Genomic DNA, 12,843 nt, shown 5'->3' with positions numbered 1-12,843 from the left:
AAATGACAGAAACTAAAACGATTCGTTTTCTTTCTATCATTGGATGTTTACTTGCCGGGATGGTTGCTTCGTGCAGCTCCCGGCAAGTTGCGCCTAATGAAGAAGGGATTAGCGTGCAGAAAATGACCGGATTCCCCGAAGGAGAACCCGGTTTTTCTTTGGGTGTATCGGCATGTTATGCCGGCATCTATCAGGGAGAGTTATTGATTGCCGGCGGATGTAATTTTCCGGAAACGCCGGCAGCCGAAGGAGGAAAGAAGAAATTCTACCAAGGTATTTATGCCGCTGACGCTTCTGCAGACTCAGTTTTCATATGGAGAAAAGTCGGTCAGCTGCCTGTTGCTGCTGCTTATGGAGTTTCGGTTTCGACTCCTCAAGGGGTAGTTTGTGTGGGTGGATCGAACGAAAATGGATCCTTATCTGCTGTTTACCGCCTTTCTTTGACTGACGATAAACAGACTGTGATTGTAGATACACTACCTTCTTTACCTTGTACAATGGATAATATGAGCGGTTCAGTAGTGGATTATACACTTTTCGTAGCCGGAGGCAATGTGGATGGTAAACCTTCGAATGCACTTTATTGCCTCAGTCTGAGTAGCCCGGAGACCGGATGGCAGAGGCTTCCCGATTTTCCGGGTTCTCCCCGTGTACAACCGGTATGTGTAGGACAACGTAAAGAGGGGGAAACCCTTCTATATTTATGGGGAGGTTTTGCCGGTGCATCCGATGGACGGTCTGCAAGCCTTTCTACTGACGGATATTGCTATTCTCCATCTTTGCAACAATGGCAGTCGGTATCTGTTCCGGTTGGCAATGATTCTGTGCCTGTCGCTTTGGGTGGTGGAGCCGGTATAGCACTGACGGACAGTTTGATACTTTGTACCGGTGGAGTCAACAAAGATATTTTCTTTTCTGCTCTTCAGCGCGAGGAAATGATGAAGACAGCCGTGGCCAATGGCAAGCAAACTGTTGTAGACAGTCTGAAGTTGGAAGCAAAAAAGTATATGTTGCATCCGGCAGGATGGTATCGTTTTAATGACCGGATTTTGATTTATAATACACGTCGGGATAAGTGGGAAGAGGCTGTTCGGGGTGAAGATGTTGCCCGTGCCGGTGCTGCATTGACAGGGCAGGGACAGACCTTCTTTAATATCAATGGTGAGCTGAAGCCGGGAATCCGTACCCCGGAAATAGTTAAGATAATGATTGACTGATTGCAGATAATCTGACATTTTACTTATATTTGTACATTGAAAACAAAAAACTAAAACCAATCATATCATGATAAAACCTACAATGAAAATTTGTACTTTCTTGCTTGCAGCCGGTTTGATGATAGCAACAGCTGGTGTGAAAGCGCAGTCTGTCATTCCTATTCCTCTCCGGATGGAGCAAGGTAGCGGTACTTTTCTATTTACCGGTGACACTAAGCTGTATACCAACCTGAAAGGTGAAGAGAAGAAAATGTTGATGGATTATCTGGAGACATTACCTATCCATTTCAAAAACGGTAAAAAGCAAACGAAAGATAACGTGGTCTCTCTTATGATAACGAAGGCTAATCCTCAGTTATCTTCTCCCGAGAGCTATACACTGGAGGTAACTCCGCATAAAATAACAGTGCAGGCTACTTCCGGTGCCGGATTATTCTATGGTGTTCAGACTCTTTTGCAAATGGCTCAACCTGCAATGGAGGGTGCCTGGTCAGTTCAGGCTACAACGATTCAGGATTCGCCACGTTTCGAATACCGTGGGCTGATGCTCGATGTTTCACGGCATTTTCGCTCTAAGGAGTTTGTGAAAAAGCAGATAGACGCTTTAGCCTATTATAAACTCAATCGCCTGCATTTGCATCTTACCGATGCTGCCGGTTGGCGTATCGAGATTAAGAAATATCCTTTATTGACGGAACTTGCTGCCTGGCGTCCGGAAGCCAACTGGAAAAGATGGTGGAATGAAGGTGGGCGGAAATATTGTCGTTTTGATGCTCCCGGTGCTTCCGGAGGTTATTATACGCAGGATGATATTCGTGAATTGGTCAATTATGCCCGTGAACGTCATATTACTATTATTCCTGAGATAGAGATGCCTGCCCATTCGGAAGAGGTTCTGACTGCCTATCCGGAACTGTCTTGTTCAGGAGAGCCTTATAAGAATGCCGATTTTTGTGTCGGAAACGAGAAAACCTTTACTTTTCTTGAAGATGTGTTGACGGAAGTTATGGAGCTTTTCCCTTCCCAATACATTCATGTTGGAGGTGATGAGGCCGGAAAAGCTGCTTGGAAAACCTGCCCTAAATGCCAAAAACGCATGAAGGATGAGCAACTGGATAATGTAGATGAGTTACAGAGTTATCTGATTCATCGTGTGGAGGTATTCCTCAATGCCCATGGCCGCAAGTTACTGGGATGGGATGAAATTCTGCAAGGTGGATTGGCACCTAATGCCACTGTAATGTCATGGCGTGGTGAACAAGGTGGTATCGATGCCGTAAAATCCGGTCATCAGGCGATTATGACTCCCGGTTCGCACTGTTATATAGATAGTTATCAGGATGCTCCTTATTCTCAGCCCGAAGCCATCGGAGGATATCTGCCATTGGAAAAAGTATACTCTTACAATCCGATTCCCGCTTCGCTTACACCCGATGAAGCAAAATTGATTTATGGTGTTCAAGCCAATCTTTGGGCAGAATATATTCAGACTGACGAGCATTGTGAATACATGATTTATCCTCGTATTCTTGCGTTGGCCGAAGTGGCTTGGTCTGCACCTGAACGGAAATCATGGACTGATTTTCGTCCCCGTGCTTTAAAGGCTGTAGGATATTTACAATCCAAAGGATATCATCCGTTCGATTTGAAAAAGGAGATCGGCAATCGGCCGGAAGCAGCGCAACCGGTTCAGCATCTTGCATTGGGCAAGACCGTAAAATATAATGCTCCCTACAATTCGTCTTATCCGGCACAAGGTGATAAAACCCTGACTGATGGAATCCGTGGGAGTTGGACCTATAGCGACGGGGCATGGCAGGGATTTATTTCCCGCGATCGTTTGGACGTAACTATCGATATGGGAGAATCGACAGATCTGCATTTGATTGGTGCTGATTTTATGCAGGTAGTGGGTCCTGAAGTATTTCTGCCTGTCGAAGTGATAATTTCTGTCTCGGAAGATGGAGAAAACTTCACTGAGCTGAGCCGTCAGACGCATGAAGTGGTTAAATCGGATGCTGTAGTATTTAAGAACTATGCATGGAACGGAAATGCCAAAGGACGTTATGTCCGTTACCAGGCTCGTGCCGGAGAGGAATTCGGGGGATGGGTGTTTACAGACGAAATCGTTGTAAAGTAACTCTTTCCGCAGGTCCGGTAAAACCGAACGTATAAATTAGATAAATATAGAGTATTGAAAGAATGAAGAAACTACCTTATTTAGTATCACTTGCAGCCGTTTGGCTGTCCATAGCAGTAGCTTCTGCGCAAGAGAGTCCGGTGGATTATGTGAACCCGTTTATCGGAACAACGAATTACGGAACAACGAATCCCGGAGCCATCTGTCCTCAAGGCATGATGTCGGTTGTCCCTTTCAATGTGATGGGAGGAAAGTCCGTTGGTAATAAAATAGATAAAGACAGCCAATGGTGGTCTACTCCTTATGAACATACCAATGCTTATTTTACCGGATTTTCACACGTCAATCTGAGTGGAGTGGGATGTCCGGAGTTGGGCTCTCTACTGTTGATGCCTACAACCGGAAAGCTGAACGTCGATTATTTACAGTACGGAAGTGCTTATAAAGACGAAAAGGCCACGCCCGGTTATTACTCGAATATCCTGACTAAATACGGAATCAAGAATGAGGTTTCGGCCACTTTACGTACCGGAATCACTCGTTTCACTTTTCCTAAAGGAGAAAGTAATATTTTGCTGAATCTTGGCGAAGGGTTGACTAATGAAACGGGAGCTACCGTCCGTTTTGTCAATGAGCGTGAGATAGAGGGGACTAAACTGCTGGGTACTTTTTGCTACAATCCGCAAGCTGTGTTTCCCATTTATTTTGTAATGCGTATCAATAAGGTCCCTCGTGCCCGTGGCTATTGGAAAAAGATGCGTCCGATGACAGTAGAAGCCCAGTGGGACAATACGTCCGGCAAGAATAAATTGTATACTGCTTATACCAAGGAGATGAGTGGCGATGACATTGGTACATGGTTTACTTTCGATACCGAAGAAGGCGAAACCATCGAGGTAAGCATGGGAGTGTCCTTTGTCAGCATAGCCAATGCCCGTCTTAATCTGGATAAGGAACAGGCTGGTAAAGGATTTGATCAGATTCGTGCCGAAGCACGTTCCATGTGGGAGGACGATCTCTCGCGTATCCTCGTTGAAGGTGGCACGAAAGAGCAGAAGACAGTATTCTATACCGCTATGTATCACTTGCTGATCCATCCGAATATTTTGCAGGATGTGAACGGACAATATCCGGCTATGGAAGGCAGTGAGATCCTTACAACAAAGGGAAATCGTTATACCGTGTTTTCTCTTTGGGATACCTATCGTAATGTACATCAGCTGATGACCCTGCTTTTCCCTGATCGCCAACTGGATATGGTTCGCACGATGGTCGATATGTATAAAGAACACGGCTGGCTGCCCAAATGGGAACTTTACGGCCGTGAAACGCTTACTATGGAGGGTGATCCGAGTATTCCTGTTATCGTAGATACCTGGATGAAAGGCTTACGTGACTTTGATGTACAGGCAGCTTATGAAGCCATGTATAAGTCCGCTACGACTCCGGGTAAAGATAATCTGATGCGTCCCGATATCGATGATTACATTGCTAAAGGATATGTACCTTTGACAGAGCAGTATGACAATTCTGTTTCGCATGCACTTGAATATTATATTGCCGATTATGCCTTGTCTCGTTTTGCTCAGGCTTTAGGAAAGAAAGAAGATGCAAAATTGTTCTATGACCGTTCATTGGGCTATAAACATTATTACAGCAAAGAATTTGGTACATTGCGTCCTATTTTACCCGATGGAACATTTTACTCTCCGTTCGACCCGATGGAGGGTGCCAATTTTGCTCCCAGTCCCGGTTTTCATGAAGGCAATTCCTGGAACTACACTTTTTATGTTCCCCATGACATTGCAGGTTTAACCCGTCTGATGGGAGGTAAGAAGAAGTTTGTGGATAAATTGCAGAAAGTCTTTGATGAGGGGCTATACGATCCGGCTAATGAACCGGATATTGCCTATCCTTATTTGTTCAGCTACTTCAAGGGAGAAGAGTGGCGTACTCAGAAACAGGTGAAACGGCTGCTTGCTGAATATTTCACTGACCAGCCTAATGGTATTCCCGGTAATGATGACACCGGAACTATGTCGGCATGGGCCATTTTCAGTATGATAGGCCTTTATCCCGACTGTCCGGGAATGCCCGACTATACACTGACTACACCTACTTTCGACAAAGTGACTATTCGGCTTGACCCGAAGTATTACAAAGAAAAAGAATTGGTTATTACGGCAGTACGTCCCGGAAATGATGCCGATTTGATCAAAGAGGTGAAGTTGAATGGAAAGAAACATGCAGGCTATCGTATCAGCCATGATGAGTTGGTACATGCCGGAACGATGGAATTTATATTAAAATAAAAACAGATCAATCATGAACAAGAAAATCAAAATTGCATTTGTTTCGATGCTCGCTGTGCCACTGTTGGTATGTGCACAGGTCCGTACGGAACAAACCTTTGAAAAAGGGTGGAAGTTTACCCGTGAAGACAGTAAGGACTTCAGTAATTCCACTTATGATGATGCAAAGTGGCAGTCGGTAACGGTACCCCATGATTGGGCTATTTACGGGCCATTCAGCATTAATAACGATAAGCAGAATGTGGCTATTTCGCAAGATGGACAAAAAGAGGCGATGGAGCATGCCGGACGTACCGGTGGGCTTCCTTTTGTAGGTGTAGGATGGTATCGTCTCGATTTTGAGGCTCCTTCATTCAGTAAAGGTAAGAAGGCTACTTTGGTTTTTGATGGTGCTATGAGCCATGCTCATGTCTATATCAACGGACAAGAGGCCGGTTACTGGCCTTACGGTTACAATAGTTTTTATGTGGATGCCACCCCTTATTTGAAGCCGGGTGAAAAGAATACACTGGCTGTCCGTCTTGAAAACGAAAACGAATCTTCACGCTGGTACCCCGGTGCGGGATTGTATCGCAATGTACATCTGGTAGTGAATGAAGACGCTCATATTCCTACTTGGGGTACTCAGTTGACCACTCCGGTAGTGAAGGACGAATTTGCTAAGGTCAATCTGAAGACAAAACTCGATATACCTGCAGGCAAAACATTTGAAGGATACCGTATTGTCACCGAATTGAAGGATAAGAATGGTAAGGTTGTGGCAACTAATGAAAAGCAGGGCAGTCAGTTCGACGGCAATGTTTTTGAACAGGATTTTGTTGTTACTGCTCCGGCTTTGTGGACTCCCGATACTCCTAACCTTTACAATGCGGTTTCAAAAGTGTACGAAGGCAACACTTTGAAGGATGAATATACTACTCCGTTCGGTATCCGTTCCATTGAGATCATTCCGAACAAAGGCTTTTTCCTCAATGGAAAGAAAACCATGTTCAAGGGTGTTTGCAATCATCATGACCTCGGTCCGTTGGGAGGTATCGCCAATGAAGCCGGTATTCGCCGTCAGATCCGTATCCTAAAGGATATGGGGTGTAACGCCATCCGTACTTCACACAATATGCCCGCTCCTGAGTTGATTAAGGCTTGTGATGAGATGGGTATGATGATTATGGCGGAATCATTCGATGAATGGAAAGCGGCCAAAGTGCAGAACGGTTATCATAAAGTTTTTGATGAATGGGCAGAAAAAGATCTGGTGAATCTGATTCATCAGTATCGTAACAATCCAAGTGTGGTTATGTGGTGTATCGGTAATGAAGTGCCGGATCAGTGGAACGGCGATCGTGGACCGAAGCTTTCACGTTTCCTGCAAGACATCTGCCATCGTGAAGACCCTACACGTCCCGTTACTCAGGGTATGGATGCGCCTGATGCTGTGGTTAATAACAACATGGCTGCCGTGATGGATGTAGCCGGTTTCAATTACCGCCCTCACAAATATCAGGAAAATTACAAGAAACTTCCGCAACAGATTATTTTGGGTAGCGAAACTGCTTCTACTGTCAGTTCACGTGGGGTTTACAAGTTCCCGGTGGTACGTCGTGCCATGCAGAAATATGACGACCACCAGTCTTCATCGTATGATGTAGAACACTGTGGTTGGTCCAATCTTCCTGAAGATGATTTTATCCAGCATGAAGATCTGCCTTATTGCATTGGTGAATTTGTATGGACCGGATTCGATTATTTAGGTGAGCCTACTCCGTATTATACTGATTGGCCCAGTCACTCTTCATTGTTTGGGATTATCGACCTTGCCGGACTTCCGAAAGACCGTTATTACCTCTACCGCAGCCACTGGAATAAAGATGCGGAAACCTTGCACATCCTGCCTCACTGGAATTGGGAAGGACGTGAAGGTGAAGTGACCCCTGTATTTGTATATACCAACTATCCTTCGGCCGAGCTGTTTATCAACGGTAAGAGCCAGGGTAAACGCACAAAAGACCTTTCGGTTACGGTACATAATAGTGGTGATTCTGCTTCTGTCGCCAATTTCAAACGTCAGCAGCGTTATCGTCTGATGTGGATGGATACGAAGTATGAACCGGGTACCGTGAAAGTAGTCGCTTATGACAAGGATGGTAAGGCCGTTGCGGAAAAAGAAATTCATACTGCCGGCAAGCCCGATCATATTGAGTTGGTGGCAGACCGCAGTGTGATCGATGCTAATGGTAAGGACCTCTCGTTTGTAACGGTTAAGGTGGTTGATAAAGATGGTAATCTTTGCCCGTTGGCCGACAATGAAATCAGCTTCAAGGTGAAAGGGGCAGGTACCTATCGTGCAGGAGCCAATGGTAATCCGGCTTCACTCGAGTCATTCCAGACTCCGAAGATGAAAGTGTTCAGTGGCATGATGACAGCTATTGTGCAATCTACCGAGAAAGCAGGAAAGATTACACTCGAGGCTGCCGCGAAGGGCCTGAAAAAAGGTACATTGGTGATCGAGAGTAAATAATCCGTTCAGATAAAGATAAGAAAGGAGGGGATCCGGGCAACCAGATACCCTCTTTTTTTGTTATATTTTATATGCAAACCTTAAATAATGATAGTATGAAACAATACCGGATCATTCACATACCAACATTCGTCTTAGCTTTATTTTTGATGTTTACCAGCTCTGTTTTGCAAGCACAGGATAAGCCTGTTTGGCTGGCAGATTCTCTTATTACTGTAGGATACGCCACCGGGAATAAAAAGAATATTTCCGGTTCGGTAGAAAAAATTACGGGGTTAGGAATGAATAAGGACCAGATTACCAATCCTCTGGAGGCTATCCGTGGACGTGTTCCCGGACTCACCATAGAAAAAGGAACCAATGGTCCGGCTGCTTTGGATGCCGTACGTTTGCGGGGAACCACTTCACTGACCAGTGGTAACGACCCTCTGATTATTGTTGACGGTGTGTTTGGTGATCTCAGTATGTTGACTTCTATATATCCTACCGATATAGAAAGCTTTACTATCTTGAAAGATGCTTCGGAGACAGCACAATATGGTTCCCGTGGTGCTTCAGGTGTTATCGAGATCACTACCAAGAAGGGAATTCGGGGCAAAACCAGAGTCAGCTATAACGGTAGTTTCGGCATATCCTCCGTATACAAAAATCTGGAGATGCTTTCCGGCAGTGAGTTTCGCAATCTGGCGCAGCAACAGGGCATTTCAATACTTGATAAAGGGAATGAAACCAATTTTTTGAAGGAGATAGAGCAAACAGGTCTGCAACAGAATCATCATGTTGCATTTTATGGTGGGACGGATGCTTCAAGCTATCGTGTTTCGTTGGGCTTTATGGATCGTCAGGGCATTATATTGAACGAGGATATGAAGAACTTCACTTCGAATATGAACATGACCCAGCATGTTTTTGATGATTTCTTGGTGTGCGAGTTAGGTATGTTTGGCTCTATCCAAAAGAACCATAATTTGTTTGACCTTCAAAAAACATTCTATTCGGCTGCAACTTTTAATCCTACATATCCCAATCACCGTAATCCGGAAACCAGTTCCTGGGATCAGATTACCAATGCCAGCCAGATCACTAACCCTTTGGCCTGGATGGAAGTGAAAGATCATGATGCGACTTCACATATCAGTACTCATGCCCGGCTGACCTTTAACTTACTGCGCGAGCTTAAACTAATTCTTTTTGGTTCTTATACTTATAATATTGTTGAAAATTCCCAGTATCTGCCTACATCTGTATGGGCACACGGACAAGCATATAAAGGTACCCGGAAAATGGAATCACTGCTTGGCAATCTGATGTTGACCTATAAAAAGAACCGGAATAAACATTATTTTGATGTGCTGGCCCTGGCGGAACTTCAAAAAGAGACTTATAGCGGTTTTTACACCACTGTGACCAATTTCAATTCCGATCAGTTTGGTTATAACAACCTTCAGGCAGGTGCCATTCGCCTTTGGGAAGGAACGAACTCTTATTTTGAACAGCCGCGGTTGGCATCTTTTCTCGGTCGCTTCAATTATACGTTTGACGATCGGTACATCCTTACGGTGAATGCCCGTACCGATGCTTCTTCCAAGTTTGGTGCCAATCATAAATGGGGCTTTTTTCCATCCGTGTCGGCTGCCTGGGTTGTCAGTGAAGAGAAGTTTATGAAACGTATTTCATTGGTGGATAATCTGAAATTCCGTATCGGTTACGGGCTGGCCGGCAATCAGAGTGGCATCGACTCTTATACGACGCTTAATCTGGTAAAGCCTAACGGAGTTGTTCCTGTTGGTAGTTCACAGGTGGTTACTTTGGGTAATATGCGTAATACCAATCCCGATTTGAAATGGGAAGTAAAGCGTACTTTTAATGCAGGTGCGGATCTTGGTATGTTTGGCAACCGGTTACTCTTTTCTTTGAACTACTATAATTCCAAGACCTCTGATATGCTTTATCTTTATAATGTCAGTGTGCCGCCTTTTACCTATAACACTCTTTTGGCAAATATAGGTTCCATGCGCAACAGCGGTACGGAGATTGCTGTCGGCATCACTCCTTTGAAGACCCGCGACATGGAATTGAACATTAATGTTAATGTCACTTTCCAGCAAAATAAATTGCTTTCATTAAGTGGAATGTATGGTGGAGAGAATATTTCGGCACCTGAGTATAAAAGCCTGGCAAGTCTGGACGGAGCCGGATTTCATGGTGGATATAATCATATTGTGTATCAGATGATAGGACAACCCTTAGGGGTATTCTACCTGCCTCATTGCAAAGGGCTTATTTCCGATGGCAATGGTGGGTATACGTATGACATTGCCGATTTGAACGGAGGAGGGGTGAGCCTTGAAGATGGAGAAGACCGCTATGTGGCAGGTCAGGCGGTGCCCAAGACTTTGCTTGGCTCCAATATCAGTTTTCGCTATAAGCGTTTCGATCTCTCAGTACAGATAAACGGGGCGTTCGGTCATAAAATCTATAACGGTACTTCACTGACCTACATGAATATGAATATTTTCCCTGATTACAATGTAATGAAGAAAGCTCCCGGACGTAATATCAAAGACCAGACCGCTACGGACTATTGGCTGGAGAAAGGTGATTATGTAAACTTCGATTATGTTACGATAGGCTGGAATGTTCCTGTGTCGAAGTGGAAAAAATACGTCCAGTCCCTCCGTCTCGCACTGACTGTCAATAATCTGGCTACTATTACCGGATATTCCGGTCTGTCACCTATGATCAACAGTTCTACCGTTAATTCTACTTTGGGAGTGGATGACAAACGGGGATATCCTTTAACACGTACCTATACGCTTGGTTTGAGTATTAACTTTTAATTTGGAGGATTAATTATGAAAAGGCACTATATATATTCCTTTGTCTGTATCCTGATGTTTAGTCTGCTGTTTTCATGCGATGACTTTCTGAATGAAAATCCTAAAGACAAGATTCCCGAAGAGGATGCTTACAAGAGTCTCACCGATTTGTATTATAATGCAGTGGCTTCCTTATACAATAACATAGGAGGTTATAGTGATAGTCAGGGGTTGCAGGGCACCGGCAGGGGAATTTACGATCTGAATACCTTTACCACCGATGAGGCTATTATGCCTACCCGTGGAGGTGACTGGTATGATGGAGGATTCTGGCAGGGACTTTTTCTTCATCGTTGGGGAGTCGATAATGATGCTATTCAGGCTACGTGGGAATATTTATATAAGGTTATAGGTCTTTGCAATCAGTCACTTGAACGAATCGATACTTATCAGGAGACTCACCATGACACGGAACTTCCTGCTTACCGGGCAGAGGTTCGTGCTTTCCGTGCTTTGTATTACTATCATTTAATGGACTTGTTCGGACGTGTTCCTCTAATTCTCTCATCTGCTATACCTTTGAAAGAGGTGAAACAAAACAACCGTAAAGAAGTTTTTGATTTTATTGTGAAGGAGTTACAGGAGTCTGCCCCTTTATTGGCGCAAACATATAGCAATCGTTCCGGCAGTTATTATGGGCGGATTACCCGTCCTGTAGTCCATTTCTTGCTTGCCAAACTTGTCTTGAATGCTGAGATATATGCGGATGATAACTGGACCGATACACAATATCCCGATGGAAGAGACATCTATTTTGAAGTAGATGGCAACCGGCTCAATGCTTGGCAAACGGTGGAGGCATATTGTGATTCCATTACTGCGGCGGGATATCGTCTGGAAGATAACTATGAAGCAAACTTTGCTGTTTACAATGAATCTTCTGCCGAGAATATTTTTACCATTCCAATGAGTAAGACTTTATATACTAACCAGATGCAATATCTTTTCCGTTCCCGTCACTATAATCATGCCAAGGCCTACGGATTGGGAGGAGAGAATGGTTCAAGCGCTACTGTGGAAGTACTTCGAACCTTTGGGTATGATACCCAAACTGTCGATCCCCGTTTTGATAAATGTTATTTTGCAGGTGTTGTTTACGATTTGAAGGGAAAGGTCATCACACTCGATGACGGTACTTTGCTGGAGTATTTTCCTTGGAAGGTGGATGTCGATATCTCTAATACCTCCTATGAAAAGACCGCAGGCGCACGGATGAAAAAGTATGAGATTGATGAAACCGCCACAAAAGATGGTAAACTGATGGAAAATGATATTGTACTCTATCGTTATGCCGATGTTTTATTAATGAAGAGTGAGGCCAAAGTCCGTAACGGAGAAAATGGAGATGTAGAACTGAATCTTGTTCGCGCCCGTGTGAATGCTCCTTTCCGGACAGCTACATTAGAAAGTTTGCTTTCGGAACGTCAATTAGAGTTTGCCTGGGAGGGTTGGCGCAGGCAAGATTTGGTTCGTTTTCGCCAATATACCCGTGCTTATACAAGCAGGCCCCGGCTTCCGGGTGAGGAAAGTGGATATACCACAGTATTTCCTATTCCGGAGAAAATCCGTTTGATGAATCCCAATCTGACACAGAATCCGGGGTATTAAAATTGCAAAACACACAAACGGTTTCTGACATTTTGCCAAAATGATATTTCAACTTCTCCTGGATTGCTCTTTTTCGGCCCATTCTTAAACAGTGTGGCTAAAAACGTCTCCCAAGGAAATCAGTGATTTTACTTCTGTCATCTGAATGGAGAAACAAGTAGATAAAATCACG

6 protein-coding genes are annotated in these 12,843 nt (G+C 44.3%); all 6 read left to right on the top strand.

The window, feature by feature from the left end; genetic code table 11:
• Positions 1–2 precede the first annotated feature (2 nt).
• Complete coding sequence (locus QK890_RS04095; RefSeq protein WP_032536301.1) at positions 3–1,217, top strand: cyclically-permuted mutarotase family protein; 1,215 nt, start codon at positions 3–5, stop codon at positions 1,215–1,217.
• A 67-nt stretch (positions 1,218–1,284) separates the two neighbouring features.
• Positions 1,285–3,357, top strand: a complete 2,073-nt coding sequence (locus QK890_RS04090) for a family 20 glycosylhydrolase (RefSeq protein WP_044299626.1) — start codon at positions 1,285–1,287, stop codon at positions 3,355–3,357.
• A 62-nt stretch (positions 3,358–3,419) separates the two neighbouring features.
• The gene (locus tag QK890_RS04085; RefSeq protein ID WP_005819547.1) at positions 3,420–5,669 is read left to right on the top strand and encodes a GH92 family glycosyl hydrolase; all 2,250 of its coding nucleotides are present in this window, start codon (positions 3,420–3,422) and stop codon (positions 5,667–5,669) included.
• 13 nt (positions 5,670–5,682) lie between these two features.
• Complete coding sequence (gene galB / locus QK890_RS04080) at positions 5,683–8,184, top strand: beta-galactosidase GalB (RefSeq protein ID WP_122296355.1); 2,502 nt, start codon at positions 5,683–5,685, stop codon at positions 8,182–8,184.
• 95 nt (positions 8,185–8,279) lie between these two features.
• On the top strand, positions 8,280–11,024 hold the full coding sequence (locus QK890_RS04075; RefSeq protein ID WP_220575862.1) for a SusC/RagA family TonB-linked outer membrane protein: 2,745 nt from the start codon (positions 8,280–8,282) through the stop codon (positions 11,022–11,024).
• 15 nt (positions 11,025–11,039) lie between these two features.
• Positions 11,040–12,671 (top strand): RagB/SusD family nutrient uptake outer membrane protein, encoded by a 1,632-nt coding sequence (locus tag QK890_RS04070; protein ID WP_032530392.1) that lies wholly within the window; start codon positions 11,040–11,042, stop codon positions 12,669–12,671.
• The last annotated feature ends 172 nt before the right edge of the window (positions 12,672–12,843 follow it).

It is taken from the genome of Bacteroides sp. NGMCC 1.200775, from assembly GCF_040798045.1.
GTDB lineage: Bacteria > Bacteroidota > Bacteroidia > Bacteroidales > Bacteroidaceae > Bacteroides > Bacteroides hominis.
This window is presented reverse-complemented; position numbering and strand designations above follow the sequence as displayed.